This is a genomic window from Legionella busanensis, from assembly GCF_900461525.1.
GTDB lineage: Bacteria > Pseudomonadota > Gammaproteobacteria > Legionellales > Legionellaceae > Legionella_C > Legionella_C busanensis.
The window spans coordinates 2,361,649-2,384,237 of sequence record NZ_UGOD01000001.1 but is presented as its reverse complement, the minus strand read 5'-3'; the positions used below and the strand labels follow the sequence as shown (position 1 = coordinate 2,384,237).

The following is a 22,589-nucleotide window of genomic DNA, read 5'->3' as shown; positions in this document are numbered from 1 at the left end:
AGTTAATCTACTACTAATTCTTGTGCAGGAGGTCTTAAATTATAATTAGAACTCATACAATGGCCATAGGCACCTGTATTAGCAATTAAAATAATATCGTTTTCAAAAGTTCGAGGAAAAAGACGATCATATCCTAGTGTATCTGAAGATTCACAAATTGGGCCAACCACATGCGAAAAATCTGTCTTTTCATCTGTTAAGCGAGTCAAATTAACAATTTCGTGATAAGCGCCGTATAAAGCAGGACGTATTAATGAGTTCATGCCTGTTTCAATACCAATAAATCGTACTTTACCCTTTTCTTTGCATTGAGTAACTTTAGCTAGAATAACGCCACTGTCGGAGACAAAGTAGCGTCCTGGTTCTAACCAAAAGGATAAGTGTGCAAAACGAGTTTTTACAGCGAGCAAAGCAGCATCTAATGCAGCGAGATCTAAAGGTTGTTGGCCTGGCTTTTCAACGACACCTAAGCCGCCACCTAGATTCACAATTTTAACATCAGGAAATAAGGACAATAGCAACGTTAACATTTGTGCCGTATTTTGCCATAGCTCTGTGGTTAAGATACCGCTACCAGAATGAGCATGTAGGCCGACCACAGAAATTCGATGTTCAGCAATAAGTTTATGAGCTATCTCTAAATCACTTTGTGGTATGCCAAACTTTGATTCATTTCCAGCTGTGCAAACAAATTTATGATGACCTGCGCCACTTCCTGGATCAACACGTAAGAAAATTGATTTATTTTTAAATAATTCTGGCCAGTTTTCTAAAGGGTATAAGCTATCTATAGTTAGATAGCAATTTAGAGATAAAGCAAATTCATATTCGTTTTTAGGTGCAAAGTTAGGAGTAAAAAAGATACGTTTTGGATCAATATCCGGAAACAATTTTAGTATGAATTGTAATTCATTGATGGAGACGCACTCAAATCCTAGTCCTTTTTTATAAAAGGTTTTTAAAATATCGCTGTTAGCATTGGCTTTAACAGAGTAGAAAAGTTGATCAATTGCTTGCAATTTTAATAATTCATCTGCGCGTGTTGTAAGCGTTTCTCGATCATATACATAACAAGGTGAATGACTATATGCTAAATCAAGCAACTTATCACGTTTATTTTCCCACCAAGGGATATTACGTTGTCCAGGATTGCCAAACTCCTCATGCCAGCTTTTTGAGTAATAAAAACTTTGTGGGTTACTTTCAATAAGTAAATTATGTAGTTTTTGGCAGAGTTTTTCTGCATGTGATTCATCAACAACAAAAGTTAAATTTAAGTCATTCGAAGCCAATGACATTAAATATATTTGTTTAGCTTCAAAAACTTCTAGGGTAGGGCCTAGTTTGGGGAGAATTGTACGAATATGATGACCAACTAAACTAATGGCGCTACAAGGCTCAATAATTTTTGCTTTACCAAATTGATTTAAGTCTTCTATTAATGCTTCAAGATTATGTCTTTCATGAAGCTTTGCATTGGTATCTAAAGATAGGGTTACATTAAATTCGGATGAAGACAATAAATCAACCGAAAAACCATGGTGTTTAAATGCTGCAAAAACATCAGCTAAAAAGCCGACTTGATGCCACATATTTAAAGTATCAATAGAAATTAGAACAATACTATGTTTTATTTGAATTGACTTAATGGGTGGCGCTAGCTCATCACTATCTTGAGTAACCCGTGTGCCTGAATGTTCAGGCATATTTGTGTATTTTACAATCAAAGGGATATTAGCTTGGCGTACGGGCGGTAAGCAATTAGGGTGGAGAACTTTAGCACCCATAGAAGCAATTTCTTGAGCTTCATCATAGTTGAGTTGTTTAAGAAGACGTGCATGTGGAAATTGATGAGGATTGGCTGTATAAATTCCAGGTACATCAGTCCAAATTTCACAACTTTTCGCACCGACAATGGCAGCGAGTAAACCTGCTGATGTGTCCGAACCCCCACGGCCAAGTAAAACAGTATCACCTTGCGGATTAGCAGCAAAAAAACCTTGAGTAATAATGGCTTGTGTGCCTGAATTAAGTAACCTTTTTTTAAGTTCAGGGTTTGGATCACAATGACAACGTGCCGTTAGAAAATTAATAGTATCATTACCAGCGACAGGTACTGAAACTAAAGCTTCACGGACATCAAACCATAGGCAAGAAATTTCTTTTTTTTGTAAAAAAGCATGACCAAGTCGGGTCATCATTAATTCACCTAAACTTAAAATCTGAGCTCGCGTTTTAGCAGGTGCTTCTTTAAGTAGTGCAATACCTGTTAACCATTGATTAAGTTGAGCAATCTCAATTTTAATTAAATCGGGTGAAACATTGAGTGTTTGAGCAAGGGAGAGATAACTTTCAATAATGTCATCTTCAATGGCTTTATGTTGATCAAATAAGGCGGCTTCTGTTGCTTTCTCAAGTTTATTTGAAATTTGAGCCATAGCTGAGCAGACAATAATAGGTTGAACACCACTTTTAATATGCTGCTTTGTAATTTGTGCAATATTTTCCCAGGTTTGTAAAGAGGAGACACTGGTACCGCCAAATTTTGTCACTACTTGTTGCATAAAATTGTCCGCACAAAGAAAAACCACATTATCATGGAGTCCTTTATCTGACAAGTTAGCGAGTTAAATTTGTTAGAGCTTACGAAAAACACTAATCTCTTCTTTAAAAAAACAGGTTTAATTCGGTTATTTAGTCTATCTATCTAAACTTCCTCATTAAACCTCTTTTTTGTCTTAACCTTGGTATTTTTTGTAAGTCCTGTTTGTAATAAAAAACCATTATGATTCCTAGATATGCATATTGAATTTTATATGCATAATACGCTGATTTAATTATAATTTTTTTATGATAATCATTTGAAAATAACTTTAATTCATTTATTATGTTCTGCTCTGCAGATTTAGGATGCATTTTATAATGTAAGGAGTTAGGTGTGTCGAGCATACAAAAACCTATGAGAACAATCCTGAGTACTACAATTGCTACTATTTTAGTAAGTAATACTTATGCTGGAAGTTTTTCCCTATATACGGAATCAAGTGCTGTAGCTACTGGAAACTTTGCCGCTGGTGTTGCTGCTGAAGTAGCTGACGCCTCAACTGGCTGGTATAACCCCGCTGGTTTAGCTTTAATACATAATCCACAAGTAGTAACTGGAGGCGTAGGAATTTTTCCTTCCTCTAAAATTACCGGAACAAGTACATTTTTTACTTCGACTGTTCCTATTCCTGCTTTACGAACTTATACTCAATCGTTTAATGATTTAGATGGTGCAGATGATGGTTTTGTACCATTCTTTCATTTAGCTTACCCTTTAGGTCCAAATGCTACCGCTGGTTTAACCGTTAATGCGCCTTTTGGTTTAGCAACTAATTGGAGTAGAACGAGCCCAGTTCGTTATCAAGCAACTTATAGTGAAGTAATTACAACTAATCTTGCTCCTGAAATTGGCGGCCGTGTAACTGATTATTTATCTCTAGGTCTTGGCATTGATTTGCAGTATGCGCGAGTAAAATTAAATCGAGTACTTGGTTCGCCTGCTTTTGGTCAATTACCTGTACCAGGTTTAAGCCCCACAATACTTGACTCTTACTCATATAATAAAGGTGATTCGTTTGGTGTTGGTTTTCATGCTGGTGCCCTAGCCTTGTTTAATGACAACCATTCTAGAATTGGTATCAATTATCAGTCGCAAGTTAATCATAAGTTTCATGGCTGGAGTCGTTTAACAGGTCCCTTGGCAAGATCAGGCTTAGTTAATGTATCGCCTACATCTGCTATTCTTGCTGCTTCAACGTTTGGCGATCCTGTATTTTGGAGTAATGATCTTTCAAGTAATAGCGTTCAGCTGCCAGATATTGTTACATTAAGTGGTTACCATGATCTTAATGAAAGATTGGCATTATTAGGCTCTGTTGTCTATACAAATTGGCATACATTACGTTCTATCCAACTATATAAAGTGGCTGGCTTTGCAGCTGGAAGAGGGCAGGCTAGACTATTTTCTGAATCAGTTACGGACTACCGTAATACTTGGCGTGCAGCTATTGGTGCTAATTATCGTGTTAATGATCAATGGTTAGTTCGTGTAGGTGGTGGCTATGATCAAACGCCAACGGTTGATGAGTTTCGTGATATACGTATAGCTGATTCTGATCGCTGGGCACTATCAGCTGGTACTCATTACCAATATAATCAAAATTTAGGGGTAGATTTCGGGTATACTCATCTATTTGGTATTGGTAGCGTGCCTATCAATAGAACTGATCCTGCTGGTGCTGGCAGTACTTATAGTATTAACGCAAGAGCTAAAGGGAAAGCTGATTTAGTTGCGCTCCAAGCCGTATGGACCATGGACAGTGCTGAACCGCCAGTCATGACTAAGTAGTGTAAATTACTTAAAAAAGCTTATCTCTCTTAAGCAGTTAAAAAACGTTTCTATTTAAAAATGAGCTTAATAAGCTCATTTTTTTTAGCCCAATAGTGAAAAGTGACTAATTAACTGGAATAAACTTGCCGCGCTTCGTAATAAGATAGGATTTAAAATCATAAAACCAACTTTTAGTTTTTTTACCAAACTCTGCGAAATCCTAAAAACAGCATGCCTTGCTGTTCTTTTATTATGAAATATGGTTTTCTGTCATCAATTAAAATAACTTCACTCATAAAGCTCAATAACTCATATTGTAGGAAATTTTTCAGCCTCTTCGTCTTGCTGAATGTCTAAATATTCATTTACTTCTTTACATGTATGTTCCAATTGTTCCGATTTAGCTTTTAAATGTTCCATATGAACACTATTTAATGATTTACCAGACCAAAGAGTACCTACTGAATTTCCCATGCTGCATTTGTTTGAGACTATAGGATCGAAACAAAATGGATAAAAAATACTCATAAAAAATAATTTTAGTATATTGGAAATAACTTGAATGATATTTAGAGTATTGCGATCTTTAAGAGTTTCCAAATTCGTCTGCGTGATGACATCACTTAACTCTGTGGCTTGTTTTAATTTAAAACGAATCGCTTCTTCAATAGTAGAGCCTTCAAATTTTTTATTACGAATGCTACATAATTTATCTAAAAATTCTTTTCGTATACGGATGCTATCTTCTTCCGTAGGCACATCATTTGAATTAAGCCAATTCAATTGCCTAAAGAGTTGCGTATCAAATATGAAAAAATGATAGTCAAGAATCGCATTAAAAAGAGTTTTCTTATTAATTATTTCTTTCCATTTAGTTTCTGGAACTTCCGTATAGGCATCAATCTTATTTTGTATTAAGATAGATTTCACAGTCAAATATAATAGTTCATCATTAAAATGATGAGGGTATATTGACAAGATATTTTTTGCTTCTTTCCTTACTTGTTTTACCCTTTGATCAAAATCTCGGGCTGTTTCTGCATAAACTTCCGACAAAGGCATATCATGTTTCCTCAAAAGTTATCAATGAATTTAAAATAATCACATTGTTAAGTGTTTTTGAATTTAAGGCAATAAAATTTCTTGATAAGTATATATTGCCAAAAATTTTGTCACATTAGACTAATCTTACGATATTTGATAAATAAGCTTCACCAGCTAAGTTAGAGTGATTTTTTTAAGAAACGAGCTATGTCTTTAGCAAAATAAGAGATGATTAAATCAGCGCCAGCACGTTTAATTGCTAAAAGACTCTCAGTTATTGCTCGTTCTTCATTAATTAAACCTTGCTGTATTGCATTTTTTAATATGGAGTATTCTCCGCTTACTTGATAAGCACCTAAAGGCACTTCAGGAAAATGATTTTTAATCTTATAAATGATATCTAAATAATTCATAGCAGGCTTAACCATAAGCATATCAGCGCCTTCTTCTAAATCAATAGCCGCTTCTCTTAAAGCCTCATTGCTGTTAGCTGGATCCATTTGATAAGTCTTACGATCACCAAATTGTGGTGCACCTTGCGCTGCCTCGCCAAATGGGGCGTAAAAACTAGAGCAGTATTTTACTGCATAACTTAAAATAGCTGTTTGATAAAAACCTGCGTTATCAAGCGCTTGGCGCATGGCGCCAACCATGCCATCAGTCATACTACTAGGCGCAACCCAATCTGCCCCAGCCTCTGCATAGCTAACTGCTTGTTTACCTAATAGTGCTAATGTTGCATCATTATCAATTAGATCATCTTGTAAAGCACCACAATGACCATGGCTTGTGTATTCACAAAAGCAAACATCAGTAATAACTACTATATTAGGATTAGCTTGTTTTATTCGTTGAACTGCTTGTTGAATAATGCCTGTGGAATTTAGCGAGGCACTGCCAATCTCATCTTTATGTGTAGGAATACCAAATAATAAAACAGCTGGGATATTAAGGTCAGAAATTTCATCAATCTCTTCGGTTAAATCAGAAATAGGTAAACAAAACTGCCCCGGCATACTAATAATTTCGCGTTTAGTATTAATTGTTTCGTCTATAAAGATAGGTGCAATAAACTGTTGTGGATGCAAACGCGTTTCTTGCACTAACGCTCGAATTAAGGGCGTACGGCGTAATCTTTTTAAACGTAAAGATAAATGATAATCAGACATACAACTTATTCCTTCTGATGGGTGTAAAATAGGTCAATACCACTACCTGTCGTACTAGCATTAACTTGCACACTAAAAAATTTATTGAGTAAATATTTTAAAGTCAAAACATTGGTATCTGCTTTTGATAAACCGACGTTATAACTTAAATATAATCTTTTTGATAAAGATTTGCCGATAACTAAGCTAGTTTTATCTGTGCTTTCATTAGTTTTTTGATTATATTGAATATTGTTTTCTATATTAAAATCGATGCCTAAGCCTTGCTTTAATTGCGATAAGAGCTGCGTACCTCCACTGCTGGAATCAAGGTTAAGCGCTGAGACGGCAGCTAATATTAATTGGGCGCCTGATTTATCGGCTTGGTTTGCTGGTCTACCAAGAAGTAACATTGATAAAATATCGGCTTGAGATAAAGTAGACGGTACTGAAAATAATTCTACTTTTGGCTTACTTAAGCGTCCTTTCACTTCAATACCTACTGTCGTGTATTTACCGAAGTCCAGTGATTGAACATTAGAAGAATTAAAATCAAATAAATGATTTGAACCAGCAAGCGTATTATTAGTGGTGTTGTTAAATTTTCTGATAGCACGTACTTGAATAGCAGGATTATTGATTAAGCCACCCGTAAATAAAAGTTGACCTTTTTCAATAGTCAAGTCTTGACCGTAAGCTTGATATTTTCCATCTTTTACATCTAGTTCACCTGTTGCTGTGAGCGGACCTTTGGGAAGCTGGCGAAGGTTAATCGAACCAACCAAATGGCCTTCTAAACCCTTTACAGTCAGGCTAACGTTATCGCCCATTGCAATTTTAACATCAGTATCAATATTGTAAGGATTGGGGGATTCTTTTTTATCAACAAAGACTACATCATCAGTCAAACTTACTGAGTTTGAAAAGGTTTGCGGTTTAATGATAGCTTTAGGGATAAGAACTTGTCCCGTCATTTTTAAATCAGTTGGGGTAAACTCAAAGTTTAAATTAGGTGAGACATTAATTAAATACTCTTTGCTAGAGATTAAAGGAACTTGCTCACCTTTAACGGTAAGTGCCCCTTTAACACTTGGCATAAATTCACCATTACCATTGATAAATAAAGGAATACCGCCTGAACTAATTTCACCTTGAGCTTGCCATTTTTTATTACTACTAAGTAGCGTTAATTCGATTGGATTTAAATTAATACCTAAGCTAGGCATAGCTATGCTTGCTTTAGTTAATTGAACTTCGCCATCAATAGTAGGTTTGCCAAGGGTGCCTGTTACTTTTAAATTCGCTCCTAAACGTCCTTGCAAGCTTTTAATTTCTGGGCTGAAATCGCTTAAAAAAGCTAAGGAATTTACCATAAGTTTTAAATTCCCGTTAACGCTTTGCTGCTTTAAGTGACCTTTGAAATAATTAAATTTAGGCAAACTAAACGATAAAAGTAATTTTTTAGCATCATCAAGAATAAGATTCCCAGTAGCTCTTAGTTGTGTTTCATCAAGATTTGCAGCTAACTTACCACCATTAAATTTTATAGCAGAAAATTCAGGAGAGTTAAACTCGCCTTTATTTATAGAAAGATGTAGATTACCTTGTTGCTCGCCTAAAAGCGCAGCTTGACCTGTAATGATTGTATTAAGGCCACTTAGAGAGGGATGTAATAAGGATGGTTGTGGTATAGATGCTTGTAAGTGCCAAGGAAATGGTGCAGAGCCATTTACTTGAAAATGATTAGGTCCTAAATCTACTGTAGCATTTAGTGTTTGTTGAGCGTAGTGAACTATTACTTTAATAGGATTATCATTATAACGCCCAGTAATTTGACTATCTAGTGATAGATTAGGAAGTGATTCGCCAGAAAAATAATTTTCAGCTTGAACTTCTTTAATTGGTAAGCCCAATCGTTCATCTTCATCAATTAGGCGCGATTTTAAATTGCCTTTCAAGTGAGGTAGTTGATTATTATCATATAATAAATTTAAGCTGACATTACCAATTTTAGATAAGAGAGTTGCATTTGCGTGAGCTTTTGTGGCGCTAGTGGACGCGTCTACCTGTAATGTAGAGGAAAGAGGCTCATTAATTTGCCCATTTAAAGAAAGGGTTAAATTAGGTAATTCACCCGTAACTTTTAATTGGCCCTGTTTACTAATAAATTGATAATCCTTGCTAAGGGGCCAAGTTAGGTTTTCCCAATTACCAACTAAATTTAGTTGGGACCCATTAATAATATTGCCTTTAATAGTAAAAGGCGTTGGGTTGGTAAATTGACCATTGAGGGAGTAATTAAGAAAGTTACCACTTAAAAGAATTTGCCCATTTAAACCAACTTGGGTTAAATGAGCAGGTTTTATTTGAGCAGATATAGTTACGGGATAAGGCATTATCGAGCTAATAACTGCATTACTTTGCATAATATGATCATTTACTATTAAGCTCACATTTTGAAATTGCCATTCTTGATTAGTAAGTTTAGCTTGCAGGTGAATCTTTTCTATTTCCTTAGTGGAATTAATTTGATTGATTTTAATACGATTAATGTCTGCATTATGAATAACAATACTTAGAGGTAAATGAGGTAAATTAAAACGAGGTAAGCTAAACTTAGGTTCTGAGGTTACTGTTTCCTGCTCTTTTGCAACTGTAACGAGGTTAACTTCATCAACTTGTAAATTGTTAATAGTTAACTGTTTTTTTAATAGATTTGTTAAAGACCAATTTAGCTCAAAGTTAGATATATTTACAGCATAATCCTTATCAGAATAAGCAATATTTTTAAGTCCAATATGATTAAAAATATTTCCTTTAACGGAATTAACTCTTAGCTTGCCCGGAACAATATATTCAGCAATTTTAATTGACGTCCATAAACCAGGCGTCGTTCCTAGTAAGAAAAGAGCAATAGTAGCTAATAATAAAAGGGTAATTAGCAAACTGTAAAAAGTAATTTTAAGTGTTCGATAAATAACATGCATTATAAATCAGGTCCTATATTAATAACTAACTTAGGTTTTTTACCGGAAGTCAATTTAAAGTCTGACTCAATCGCCTGTGCTATACCAATTTTAATCGGCCCAACAGGGGAGACCCACATTAGGCCAAGTCCAACATCTTGTTTAATATTCTTAGCGCGAGGTTTATACACATCACCGACATCATAAAAACCAATAACATACCAATTTTCTACCGTTTCTTTTTGGACCTCAATACCGCCATAGGTTAAAATTTTACCAGGCCCTAACGCATTATAATTATAACCTTTTAAATTATCGGAGCCACCTAACAAGAAACCTAAAGAAACAGGTAATTGATAAATATCATTAATTACTGTTATTCCTTGGATAGTATGGAAGAAGAAACGTGTTCTGATAGGGTTCACCATATAGGCAGCACGAGCATCAAGTAACGCTTGTGAAAAGTTAATGTCTGAAAATAGTGCTTTAGTTGCGCCTAAACCTGTTAAAGTAACTTTATAACCATTTGGCGAGAAAAGTTGATCAGACTTATTAAGCCAAGTAAAAGTAGCTTTAGGATATAAAGTATTTTTAGTTTTGTTTCCAAAGGTAGGTTGATCATCGTAATTAAAGCGTTCGTAAAGAGCGTTTAAAGACAGTAAGCGCTGGAAGGTGGGCAAATTGTGACGTTGCGCTAATGAAAGTAATAGTGAATTACTGTAAGCGGCATTGTAATTTAAATTAGAAAAGCTACCTAGCGCTTCATATTGATCTGTTATAGGATTTTGGCCAGGAATTACATATTGACTTTGTAAGGTATTTTCATTAAAAGAGCCTAAAGCAACAGCATTAAATTTATGTCCTGCTCGATTAACAGGGACAACATGAACACCCGCTTTTCCACGAATACCTGTATCTGTACCAAATCCTAGACCTAAAGAATAATTAATTCTTGATGCCCGCTGTAAATGAACATCAAGGGGAATAATTTGTGAATTTTCATTTTGTTTAGGTTGCACATTAACTGCTTTAAAATAACCGCTGCCGCTTAAATAATTATTAAACTCTAAAACTTTATCAGCGGAATAAGGTTGACCATATTTAAAAGGCACAAATCTATGTAAAAGATCAGGTGAAATGTAAGTTGGGTCAAAACGAACTTGGCCAAAGTAATATTGCGGACCTGTATCAAAAATAAGAATAATAGTAGCCTTATATTGTTTCCTATCAATAAGTACTTCAGATTTTTCAAACGATGCTCGTAAGTAACCTTCCTGTTCAGCAACACTCATTAAATTTTGTTTAGCTGTTTCATAATTAGCACTATTGAAAGGTTTGCCTGATTTAATAGGCAATTCTTTCAAAGCTTGGCTGAAACGAGGATTATCTTTTCCTGCACCAATAATATTTGTGTCAATTTTAGTTACTATTAATCTTGGTCCAGGAATAATATTAAAAATGATTTTATTAGGTTGATATGAAATTCGTATGGTTGGTTTGAAAAAGCCATAAGGCGTCATGGCCTTTATAACCTGTGCTCTTAGTTCTTCTTCTGATTCCTCTTTTAATGATTTATTTTGCGCAATTTCAGTCAGCCTTGTTTGAATGTTATCAAGTAATTTTCCACTTACACCATTGATTTGAATATTCTTAACATCTTCCGCAGCAATAAATAAGGGTAGGCATAAAATAATAATGAGCAAGCGGACTGTTTTATTCATACTTAATTCTCAACTATAATTTTGTGACTAATCACTTTGATATTTTTGCTAATAAAAGGTCTATTGTTCATATTTGTTTAAAGCATTAACATAATACGTGGTCTGTTTCTTGTTTTAATCTACAAATTAGATCAAAAGCCATACGGGGCGTTAAATTATCAATATCAAGCTCTGCTAAAAGCCTAAGAATATTGGTTTCAGGCTTAGCTATTTTCTCATGAGCCTTTACTTCAGGTTCTTTAATAGAAGGTACAGTTTGTAGATATTGAGTAGCAAGCTCAAGGACTTCTGTTGGAATACCTGCAAGTTGTGCGACTTCTAACCCATAACTACGATTTGCATAACCTTCTTCCAGACGATATAGAAAAACTATCTTATCTTGAGTTAGCTTAGCTTGCAAATGAGCATTTTTAATACAGGAAAATGTTTGTGGTAACTTTGTTAACTCAAAATAATGAGTAGAAAATAAAGTATATGCTTTTACTTTGCTAGCTAGGTATGCACAAGTAGCATAGGCAAGTGCCATACCATCATAAGTACTTGTACCACGACCAATTTCATCAATTAATATTAAACTTTTTTCAGTTGCTTGGCGCAAAATATTTGCTGTCTCTGTCATTTCAACCATGAACGTTGAACGTCCCGAGGCTAAATCATCACTTGCACCAATACGAGTGAAAATCTTATCAATGTGGCCTATTATAGCATCTTTTGCAGGTACATAGCTGCCTAAATGCGCTAATAATACTATTAAAGCATTTTGGCGCATAAATGTTGACTTACCACCCATGTTTGGGCCGGTAATAAGAAGCATATTTTGTTTGGGTTTAAGCATAAGTGAATTTGCAATAAATTCTTCTTTTAAAAGCGGTTCAATAACAGGATGACGTCCCTGGTTAATTTGAATAATATCTTCCGATACCAAGGTTGGTTTACACCAATTAAAGTTATAAGCTCGCTCAGCAAAATTGGCTAGTACATCGAGTTTTGCACAAGCGTCAGCAATGTCTTTTAAAGTAGGAATATAATCGATGAGTACAGTTAATAAATTATCATAAAGCCATTTTTCTCGAGCAAGTGCTTTAGCTTGGGCAGACAACACTTTTTCTTCAAATGATTTTAATTCAGGTGTAATGTAGCGTTCGACATTTTTAAGCGTTTGCTTACGTTGATAGTTAGCAGGCGCTTTATCTGCTTGACCACGCGCTAATTCAATATAATAACCCTGCACGCGATTAAACCCTACTTTTAATGACGATAGGCCTGTACGCTGTTTTTCATTAGTTTCTAATTCTAAAACTTTCTCATTAGCATTGGTGCTTAAAGCACGTAATTCATCTAGTTCTTCGTCAAAACCTAAAGCAATAACACCACCATCTCGAATAAGAACAGGCGGCGTATCGACAATTGCTTTAGTTAAAAGATCAACTAAATCAGGCTGCGGTATTAATTGACTAATTTGTTGTTGAATTAAAGTAGACTGATTAGTTTTTAAAGTTTCTAATAAAGAAGGTACCAATGACAATGCTTGTTTTAAGCTAACTAAATCACGAGGCCTCGCTGAACGTAAAGCAATTCGAGATAAAATTCTTTCAATATCACAAAATTCACTTAATAAAATATGTAGCTTAATGTCTTGCCGACTGATAAGTAGTTCGCTTACTGCATCTAAACGTTGCTTAAGTAAGGCATGTTGGCGCAGTGGTCTGCCTAACCAGCGCTTTAATAAGCGGCTACCCATAGGATTAACAGTATGATCAAGAATGGCAAGTAAAGAGTTGGTACGTTCACCTTGATAATTTTCAAAGAGTTCTAAATGTTTTTGCGTCGCTGCATCGAGTTGTAAGTAATCGTCATCTTTTTCAAGTGTTAAGTGCTTTAGGTGCGGTAAGCTTTGACGCTGGGTTGCTTGTAAATAAAATAATAAACAGCCTGCAGCAGGAAAGGCATTAATATAGTCTGGCTCACCTAGTCCTTTAAGATTATTCACCGCAAATTGTTCACACAATAGTTGGCGAGCTCGGTGTAAATCAAATTCCCAAGCAGGGCGAGTTTTTATAACGGCGTAATTGATCTGAAAGTTATTAACCGGAAAATTCTCGTTAATAAGGATTTCAGTAGGTTTAAGGCGATTGATTGTAGCTTGTAATTGGCTTTTATCTTTAGCTTCAGATAGATAAAATCGCCCACCACTTAAATCCACCCAAGCTAAACCAAATTGCTGGCGATTAAGATAAATAGCAAGTAATAAATTGTCTCGCCGCGAATCTAGCAAGGCATCGTCGGTAACCGTACCTGGTGTAATAATACGTGTTACTTGCCTCTCAACTGGACCTTTACTTGTAGCTGGGTCGCCAATCTGCTCGCAAATTGCAATGGATTCTCCCTTCTTAATAAGTCGAGCGAGGTAGTTTTCAACAGCATGATAAGGTATCCCTGCCATGGGAATAGGTTTGCCTGCGGACTGGCCCCTATGGGTTAGTGTTAAATCTAATAAACGAGCACCTCGTTTTGCATCTTCAAAAAATAACTCGTAAAAATCTCCCATGCGATAAAATAAAAGCATATCAGGATATTGAGCTTTGATGCTTAAGTATTGTTGCATCATTGGTGTATGATTAGTAGACATAACAACTCGCTGCTATAAATTTGGACATTTTAACAAACTCTGCAAAATAGATTAAGTGCGACTATACTAATAAAGATGTTTTTTAACTTAAGTCCTTCACTTAAGACAAATTTTTGCTAGACTATTAAACGGCATTAAACAGAATTTTAACTATGGAGAGAAATATTATGAAACGTTTAGCCATATTGCTTGCTTCTACTTTTCTAGCTTTGTCATTAACTGCTTGCGGTGAAAATGATGCTAATAGAAACAATACTGCAACTGATAATCAAACACAAAGCAATTTAAATAATGCTAATAAAGATGTTAATGCTGAGCTTTCAAGCGATGCTAATGTAAATAAAGCAAACACTCAATCTCAAGATGCAAACACTACTAAAACTAATCCATAATTAGTTAATATAGAATTGTAACATTGAGGCTAACAGGCTCTAATATTAACATAGGATAGTCATGTTAGAGATGCCCCCATTTATTAATGGGGGAATCGTTTTTCATTATATTATCTTATCTAATGTTTAAATTCTGCGCTATTATTGGTTAAATTAATATTAAATTAATATTAAATTAATGAATTTATTAAGTAGGGTTAACCCGCTTAGCTAATTTAACTTATGAACTTATTTTTTATTTAGATCTTACTTAACCATGGCTGATTTAAAAACATCCTTGTTAGATTTAACTAACACATTGAAAATGAAACAGTTAGTTATTACTACAGCGGAATCCTGTACGGGTGGATTAATAGCAAGTTTCCTAACTGATTTGTCTGGAAGTTCAGCTTGGTTTGATCGAGGATTTGTGACTTATAGTAATTTATCTAAACATGAAATGCTTGATGTCGATTTAAAGCTTATTGAGAAGCATGGAGCAGTAAGTAGAGAAGTAGCTCAAGCAATGGTTCAAGGGGCTTTAGCGCGAAGTACAGCTGATGTTGCTATAGCGGTCACAGGCATTGCTGGCCCAACCGGTGGTAGTTTAAAAAAACCCGTAGGAACTGTTTACTTAGCCTTCGCATTAAGAGGTGAGCAACCGCAAATTGAACATCATTATTTCCAAGCTAAAACAAGGACACGGATTCGTTTGCTTGCATGTCAGGAGGCTTTTAAGGGTATTCAAACTTTGTTAAATAAGATGAGTTCACCCTAAAAGAAATAACGATTTTTTTTATAACACTAAACAAACGTTATCCTGTAAATGCAAAGCATTTGTATAAGATCTAGATAAACTATAATAGGTGGCTTTCTAATGAAGATTAAATAAAGCTATTGCATAACTTGCATCTTTTAGTTTATTGCTGCGTTACAAATGTTTTTGTGGTGCTTGCTAGACTTCTTTGGAAACACTGCTCCTTGAAATTTTTGTACTTTGCACGGAAGTAAATCTTTAAGTTATGCAGGAACTCTAATCCATTTTTTATGGAAGGTTAACTGATTAGATTTATGAACCTAACAAGTGAAGTAAACTTATTTTCAATAGCTTAAATTTTATATTTTTATTACTCAATCAACTACTTTAAAAACACACGTTATTTTGTGTTCATAACGCGTATTTAATTGTCTTAATAATTTATCAAATGGTTAATAATTGTTTGATGCAGGCAGTTATATGTGGGATAATTTACTCTTTGTAGACTATTGTGGATAACATCATGGAAACTAATAAACAAAAAGCTTTAGGCGCCGCTCTCGCACAAATTGAACGTCAATTTGGTAAAGGTTCTGTCATGCGCTTAGGTGATGATAATCTATTAAGCCGAGATATCGAAGCAATCTCAACAGGTTCCTTAGGACTTGATATTGCGTTAGGTATTGGCGGATTACCCAAAGGTCGTATTGTAGAGATTTATGGTCCTGAGTCATCAGGTAAGACTACCTTAACATTACAAGTTATTGCAGAATGCCAAAAAGCAGGTGGTACGGCTGCTTTTATCGATGCAGAACATGCACTTGATCCTAGTTATGCTGCAAAATTAGGTGTGAATGTTGACGACTTATTAATTTCTCAACCAGATACAGGTGAGCAAGCTTTAGAAATCACCGATATGCTCGTTCGCTCAGCAGCAGTAGACGTTATTATCATTGACTCTGTTGCCGCTTTAACCCCCAAAGCAGAAATTGAAGGCGACATGGGTGATGCGCACGTCGGTTTACAAGCTCGACTCATGTCACAAGCGCTTCGTAAATTAACAGCTAACATTAAACGTTCAAATACCTTAGTTATTTTCATTAACCAAATTCGTATGAAAATTGGTGTTATGTTTGGTAACCCTGAAACAACCACAGGTGGTAATGCTTTAAAATTCTATGCTTCTGTGCGTTTAGATATCCGCCGTGTTGGCTCAATTAAGAAGGGTGAAGAAATACTAGGTAATGAGACACGTGTTAAAGTTGTTAAGAATAAAGTATCACCTCCCTTTAAGACTGTTGATTTTGATATTCTTTATAATGAAGGTATTTCACGTGAAAGTGAAATCATTAATTTAGGTACGCAATTAGGTCTGATTGAAAAATCAGGTGCTTGGTACAGTTATAAGCAAGAAAAAATTGGCCAGGGTAAGGAAAATGTGCGTGTTTATCTTAAAGAAAAAGCAGACGTGGCTGCAGAGTTAGAAAAGCAAATTAGAACAGAGTTATTAAATAAAAAAGGAGCTATTCAACCTGAAGAGGTAACTGCTGAAGAAGAATTAGAGTCTATGGATGACTAAGGCATATGATTGCGCCGTGCGTTTATTAGCAAGGCGCGAACATGGAATGCGTGAATTAATTAATAAATTAACTAGCAAAGGCTTTTTCCTACAAGAAAGCAAAGAAGCTGTTTTAAAGTGTCAAGAGCTTAATTTACAAAGTGATGAGCGATTTGCTGAATCACTTTGTCATACTAGGTTTCAGCAAGGCTATGGGCCTGTAAGAATTATGCAAGAATTACAGGCTAAATATATTAATAAAGAATTAATAGCGCAAACGCTGGAAACTTACCAAGAACAATGGGAAGAACAAGCTTATCTCGTTTGGCAAAAAAAATTTAAAGATGCAAATAGCCAACTGATTTCTGATATACAAAAACAAATCCGTTTTTTACTTTATCGTGGCTTTCCTGCTGAAATCGCTGCGAAAATTGTACATCGTTATCAAAAATAATTTGTTAAATTTTTGTCGTAAATTTTTATAAAAGTCATCCTTTCTTCCCAAAATGTCTTTTCGCTATTATTCTATATTTGCATATACTTTATAAAAAGTGAGTTTTTATAAATTAATGAGTATACTGTGCCAACTTAATTAGTCATTAACGATGAATTTGTAATTATGAAAAGCTCTGAAATTAGACAAGCATTTTTTGATTTTTTTACAGCAAAAAATCACCAACTAGTTCCTTCCAGCTCACTTGTGCCTATCAATGATCCAACCTTATTATTTACCAATGCAGGTATGGTTCAGTTTAAAGAGTCTTTTTTAGGTCTTGAATCTAGACTGTATACGCGCGCGGTAAGTGCGCAGCGTTGTGTACGCGCAGGTGGTAAACATAATGATCTGGAAAATGTAGGTTACACTGCAAGGCACCATACATTTTTTGAAATGCTTGGTAATTTTAGTTTTGGTGATTATTTTAAGCGCGAAGCAATTCAATATGCTTGGGAATTTTTGACTGACGTTTTAAAACTTCCTAAAGAAAAGCTATGGATTACTGTTTATTTGAATGATGATGAAGCAGCCAATATTTGGCTCAATGAAATTGGTATTTCACCTAATCAGTTTTCACGTTGTGGTGAAAAAGACAATTTCTGGTCAATGGGCGAAACAGGTCCTTGTGGCCCTTGCACAGAAATTTTTTATGATCATGGCCCGGATATTCCTGGAGGGCCCCCAGGAACCCCTGAAGCCGATGGCGATCGTTACATAGAAATCTGGAATTTAGTGTTTATGCAATTTAACCGCGATAAGACGGGCGATTTGCATCCTTTACCAAAGCCTTCTGTTGATACAGGCATGGGATTAGAGCGCATTGCCGCTGTTGTCCAAGGTGTGCATAATAATTATGAGATAGACAGTTTCCAACATATTATAAAAGCTATTATTGCTTTATTACCCTCAGTTAATGCCAATCATCCTTCTTTAAAGGTTATTGCTGATCATATTCGAGCTTGCGCGTTTTTAATTACTGACGGGGTTTTACCTAGTAATGAAGGACGAGGTTATGTATTGCGACGTATTATTCGTCGTGCTGTACGTCACGGCAGTAAATTAAATCTACCATTGCCTTTCTTTTATAAATTAATTAATCCTCTTATTGAAGTAATGGGTGCAGCTTATCCAGAGTTAGTGGCTAATAGAGAGCAAATTGAACGTGTTCTTATCCAAGAAGAAAACCAATTTGAAAAAACACTAGAGCAAGGTTTACGCTTATTACAAGAGCAAATACAGGGTTTAAATACGAAAGAGATTCCGGGCGAGGTTGCCTTTAAACTGTATGATACTTATGGCTTTCCTTTTGATCTAACCCAAGATATTGCGCGTGAGCAAAACCTTGTTGTCGATGTTGAAGGCTTTAATCATTGCATGCAGCAGCAGCGGAAATTATCACAGTCAGCCAGTCAATTTACAGCTGATTATTCAAGCGTACACATTCAAGAAGAAGCCTCTAACTTTCATGGTTATGATAGTGACCATATGGATAGCAAAATTTTAGCTATCTTACATGAGGATCAGAAGAGCAAGCAGTTAACAGAAGGGCAAAAGGGCGCAATTATTCTTGATAATACACCCTTTTATGCAGAAAGTGGTGGCCAGGTAGGCGATCAAGGTTATCTAATTAGTGGTGAGGGACGTTTTCAAGTAATTGATACGCAACGCTTTGGCCAAGCTATTGTACATTACGGTAAAATCTTAGAGGGTCAGTTAAGTGTTGGTGAGGATATAAAAGCCGAAGTTGATATTGAGCGTCGTAATGCCATTCGTTTAAATCATACAGCAACTCACCTTTTACATGCTGCACTTAAAAATATTGTGGGTTCTCATGTACAACAGAAAGGATCACTAGTTGATGCAAGCCGAGCTCGTTTCGATTTTTCTCATTTTGAATCTTTAACTAAAGATCAACTCCAACAATTAGAAATTTTGGTTAATAATAAAATAAGAGAAAATATAGAAGTTGCTACTCACAATATGTCACTAGATGATGCTAAAAAAAGCGGTGCTGAAGCTTTATTTGGTGAAAAGTATAGTGATGAAGTAAGAGTTTTATCTGTAGGGGATTTTTCGAAAGAGTTATGCGGTGGAACGCATGTCAAGCGAACAGGTGATATTGGCCTTTTTAAAATTATCTCTGAATATGGTATTGCAAGTGGTGTAAGAAGAATTGAAGTTATGACCGGTGCCCATGCCTTGGAATGGACTAATCAACAACTTCAACAACTTGATGTGATAGCTCAACGTTTCAAAGTAAATACTGACAAAGTATTAAATAAAGTAGATCAATTTTTACAAGACTTTAAACAACAGGAAAAAGAAATAGCAAAATTACAAGCAAAGCTTGCAGCGAATCAAGGTAGTGAATTAACTAAAGAAGTAGAAAAAATAGGTGATGTAAACTTATTAATCAAACAACTTGATATGGATAATCAGAGTTTACGTACTACACTTGATCAATTAAAAGGCAGCCTTAATAATGCTGTGATTGTTTTATATGTAATTGATGGGCAGCGAATTAATGTTGTTGCAGGATTAAGTAAAAGTTTAATTGATCGTAAGCTATCAGCGGTAACGTTAGTTAAACTTTTATGCGGCAAAGGAGGCGGTAGAGATGATATGGCACAAGGAGGAGGTCAAGCTCCTGCAGATCTTGCTACCAAAGTCAATGAAATCAAAGCTACGGTTGCAGCACAAATAGTAAAATAAAGGGCATTAAATGAAAGGCTTCATAAGCGAGTTTAAACAATTTGCCATGCGTGGCAATGTCGTTGACCTAGCCGTTGCAGTTGTAATAGGTAGCGCATTTAGTAAAATAGTGTCATCGCTAGTCGATGGCATTATTATGCCTTTTATTGGCTTATTGCTAGGTGGTATCAATATTACCGATAAAGTATTTAGAATAGGGCAAGCCGTTATTAAATGGGGTGCTTTCTTACAATCGGTTTTTGATTTTACCTTAATTGCACTGGCTATATTCATCGTTATTAAGTTCATTAATCTTTTGCAACGACGAAAAGAAGAAACACATAGTGGGCTTAGTACGCAAGATAAAATTTTATTAGAGATTAAGGAGTTGTTAGCTCAAAATCTTAATAAAAAAAATAATTAAGTCTAGTTGGAATTCATTACAGGGCTAATCGTTATATTTTTAATTCTTTACGCTTAGTTAGCTTTATAATTAAATATAAGTATTTACCCAACCCTATGCGACTTGTTCACGGTATCTAGAAAATAGTAATCAGTAACCTGGTGAAATGAAATGAACTCTCGGTGCAAATATCAAATAAAAAATTCTATTATATCAATAACTTAAGTATTTTTTAACAGAGCTAGAAATTTTTTAATTAGTTTAAGTAAATCACTAATAAACAAGCAAAAAAGATTAATGGCTTTTATGCTAATTCTTTTAATATAATGCAATAAATTAAATAATAAAAAATAAATATGCCTCAATTAGATCAATATCCCATCGCCGCACTGCATTCCTCTGGGTTCATAGAAGTTACAAAAGACACCTTTATTTATTATGAACAGCGAGGCAACCCTAATGGTCCTGCTGTTGTGTATAATCATGGTGGACCTGGCGGTGCTTCTGCGCCTAAATGTAGTCAGTGGTTTGATCCAAAGCACTATAATATTATTCTTTATGATCAACGTGGCACAGGACAATCGAAACCTTCTGTTGCTACCGAAACAGCTCATCCAAAACAATTTGGTCACTTAACGATTGATGATATGGCCCAAGATTTAGATATATTAAGACAAGCGCTAAATATTAATCAATGGTTAGTTTTTGGCGGCTCTTGGGGTTCAACCCTTTCTTTGTATTATGCCGCTAAATATCCGCAGCATGTTACAGGCCTTATCATTTACGGTATTTTCTTAAATACTATTGAGGAGATGGATGTTTATTATAATGAAAAATTGTTTATAGAACGTTTTCCTGAACTTGGCCCAGAAGCATTTGATATTTTAGTTACTTTTGCTCGGTTAAAAGGACTTGGTATAGATAATAATTCTTCTCAAAGCTTTGTAGAAGCATATTATCAGCTTTGTGTTAACGAAAATGATTCTGCTGCCCAATATTTATGGACTGCATTTGAAGATTTTAATGATAATCCAAGTAAAGAAACATTAGAAAACTTAAGAAATATTCCACAAAAGATAGAGCCTATTGAAAGAACGCTTGCCGTTTTTGAAAGCACTCTTTTCAAGCAAGCTTACAACGGATTGAATCTTTTAAGTGAAGCATTATTAATAAATCTTAAAAATATTGATGTTCGTATTGTTCAGGGTACTGATGATACAGAAGCGCCGCCCATTTTTGCCCAAAAACTAGTAGATGCTTTGTTAAAAGTAAAGCCTGATTTATGGTACCGGTTCGTCGATGGGAAGCATGATCCTAATTCTTCTGATAAGCTAGTTCAAACATTAATTAACTGTACAGATGATTTTAAGAACAAACCTAATGCGCTTACAATTGAGTCAAGCTTAAATTCGGCTACGCATTTAGTTAAAAAGAGTATATTTGCTCAGCGTGAACAAGAAAAGAAAAGTAAAATTATTGAAGATGAGAATCAATTAATCTACGGCTAAGTTAATTTTTTATAACTGATTTTTAAATGAATATTATTAGGTTATTTCGAATATATATTAATTTTAATATGTAAAAATAATGCACTTTGATATAATTTGTTCCATTTAAAGATAATTGGCAATTTTTATGATTATTGGAGTTTTTTCTTTAGGACAATTTGTTTCTTCAAAACTTGATGTTTTAAAGCTTGGTTTTGAAAACTGGTTTAAAACGCAACATAAGGAAGTTTTAGGTGAGGATGTGTGGCAATGGATGGCTAATAATCTAGCCCCTTTACGACTGGGAAATATTACAGTCAAACAGTTTTGTGATCAATTTAATCAATATTTTGATGTAAATATATCTTTTACTGAATTTAATAAAATTTTTAACTCGATGTGTGAGCTTGATAAAAGCTCATTAGAGCGGGTAACGAAATTTAAAAATTTTTTAAATAGCCATGATGATGTGCAATTTGTACTTGTTTCACATACTAATTATTCTCATTTGAATTATATTTTATCACAACTGCAAGCTATTTTGCCTGTGCAGCAATCATTAATTATAAGTGACGAGCAGGAGTGGTTAGAAAATGAAAAGATTTTATTTGCACCTTCCATGTCGTCAAAATGTACTGAGCATTCCGATACGCTTAAATATGCAGTAAATAAACTTAAGTTAGAGGAAAAGGATTTGGTTGTTTCTTTTTTAAATACAATTAAAAAGTCTGAGCATCCAAACTTCACTTATATAGATCCTGGTAAAGATCTAGAAAAAGTAATGGAGATAATTGAAAATTTAGTTACTCAAAAGGAATTAAATTACTCTGTCTAAAAAGAACCCTGGTTTGAGTTGCAGCCTGCTAGAATAGGCTGCAATGGGGATAAAATATTATGCATAACATTAAATTTTGTAACTGCTTAGGATATACAAATTTTTCTG

Annotated in this window: 15 protein-coding genes; 9 read left to right on the top strand and 6 right to left on the bottom strand. The window is 34.9% G+C overall.

Annotated elements, in window-relative coordinates; genetic code table 11:
* Nucleotides 1-2: 2 nt before the first annotated feature.
* Nucleotides 3-2,564 carry a bifunctional aspartate kinase/diaminopimelate decarboxylase gene (locus DYH30_RS10620; RefSeq protein WP_115332560.1) on the bottom strand — a complete coding sequence of 854 codons (2,562 nt, stop codon included), beginning with the start codon at nt 2,562-2,564 and terminating at the stop codon, nt 3-5.
* Nucleotides 2,565-2,938: 374 nt separating this feature from the next.
* Between DYH30_RS10620 and DYH30_RS10610 the strand changes: the two genes are divergently transcribed.
* Nucleotides 2,939-4,393 carry an OmpP1/FadL family transporter gene (locus DYH30_RS10610; RefSeq protein WP_242604663.1) on the top strand — a complete coding sequence of 485 codons (1,455 nt, stop codon included), beginning with the start codon at nt 2,939-2,941 and terminating at the stop codon, nt 4,391-4,393.
* Between the two features lie 291 nt (nt 4,394-4,684).
* Here DYH30_RS10610 and DYH30_RS10605 read toward each other — a convergent pair whose 3' ends face one another.
* The 5 genes from DYH30_RS10605 to mutS form a co-directional block, all read right to left on the bottom strand.
* A complete protein-coding gene (locus DYH30_RS10605) occupies nt 4,685-5,437 on the bottom strand; it encodes a hypothetical protein (protein WP_115331634.1) in 753 nt (250 codons plus the stop codon).
* A gap of 161 nt (nt 5,438-5,598) precedes the next feature.
* Nucleotides 5,599-6,588 (bottom strand): porphobilinogen synthase, encoded by a 990-nt coding sequence (hemB, locus tag DYH30_RS10600; RefSeq protein ID WP_115331633.1) that lies wholly within the window; start codon nt 6,586-6,588, stop codon nt 5,599-5,601.
* Between the two features lie 5 nt (nt 6,589-6,593).
* Complete coding sequence (locus DYH30_RS10595; protein WP_115331632.1) at nt 6,594-9,554, bottom strand: translocation/assembly module TamB domain-containing protein; 2,961 nt, start codon at nt 9,552-9,554, stop codon at nt 6,594-6,596.
* The gene (locus DYH30_RS10590) at nt 9,554-11,254 is read right to left on the bottom strand and encodes an autotransporter assembly complex protein TamA (protein WP_115331631.1); all 1,701 of its coding nucleotides are present in this window, start codon (nt 11,252-11,254) and stop codon (nt 9,554-9,556) included. Before DYH30_RS10590 ends, DYH30_RS10595 begins: the two co-directional genes overlap by 1 nt.
* 85 nt (nt 11,255-11,339) lie before the next feature.
* Nucleotides 11,340-13,883, bottom strand: a complete 2,544-nt coding sequence (mutS, locus tag DYH30_RS10585; protein ID WP_115331630.1) for a DNA mismatch repair protein MutS — start codon at nt 13,881-13,883, stop codon at nt 11,340-11,342.
* 167 nt (nt 13,884-14,050) lie between these two features.
* Here mutS and DYH30_RS10580 point away from each other — a divergent pair, with 167 nt between their 5' ends.
* The 8 genes from DYH30_RS10580 to DYH30_RS10545 all read left to right on the top strand — a co-directional run bounded on the left by DYH30_RS10580 (nt 14,051) and on the right by DYH30_RS10545 (nt 22,481).
* Complete coding sequence (locus tag DYH30_RS10580; RefSeq protein ID WP_115331629.1) at nt 14,051-14,275, top strand: hypothetical protein; 225 nt, start codon at nt 14,051-14,053, stop codon at nt 14,273-14,275.
* A 256-nt stretch (nt 14,276-14,531) separates the two neighbouring features.
* Nucleotides 14,532-15,032, top strand: coding sequence for a CinA family protein (locus DYH30_RS10575; RefSeq protein ID WP_115331628.1), 501 nt, complete (start codon nt 14,532-14,534; stop codon nt 15,030-15,032).
* A gap of 502 nt (nt 15,033-15,534) precedes the next feature.
* On the top strand, nt 15,535-16,590 hold the full coding sequence (gene recA, locus DYH30_RS10570; protein WP_115331627.1) for a recombinase RecA: 1,056 nt from the start codon (nt 15,535-15,537) through the stop codon (nt 16,588-16,590).
* Nucleotides 16,583-17,023 (top strand): recombination regulator RecX, encoded by a 441-nt coding sequence (gene recX / locus DYH30_RS10565; RefSeq protein ID WP_115331626.1) that lies wholly within the window; start codon nt 16,583-16,585, stop codon nt 17,021-17,023. Before recA ends, recX begins: the two co-directional genes overlap by 8 nt.
* 165 nt (nt 17,024-17,188) lie before the next feature.
* A complete protein-coding gene (alaS, locus tag DYH30_RS10560) occupies nt 17,189-19,777 on the top strand; it encodes an alanine--tRNA ligase (RefSeq protein WP_115331625.1) in 2,589 nt (862 codons plus the stop codon).
* A gap of 10 nt (nt 19,778-19,787) precedes the next feature.
* Complete coding sequence (gene mscL / locus DYH30_RS10555) at nt 19,788-20,180, top strand: large conductance mechanosensitive channel protein MscL (RefSeq protein ID WP_115331624.1); 393 nt, start codon at nt 19,788-19,790, stop codon at nt 20,178-20,180.
* A gap of 335 nt (nt 20,181-20,515) precedes the next feature.
* Nucleotides 20,516-21,667 (top strand): alpha/beta fold hydrolase, encoded by a 1,152-nt coding sequence (locus tag DYH30_RS10550; RefSeq protein ID WP_115331623.1) that lies wholly within the window; start codon nt 20,516-20,518, stop codon nt 21,665-21,667.
* Nucleotides 21,668-21,794: 127 nt separating this feature from the next.
* Nucleotides 21,795-22,481: a hypothetical protein gene (locus tag DYH30_RS10545; RefSeq protein WP_115331622.1), complete on the top strand. Its 687-nt coding sequence runs from the start codon at nt 21,795-21,797 to the stop codon at nt 22,479-22,481.
* Nucleotides 22,482-22,589: the final 108 nt, after the last annotated feature.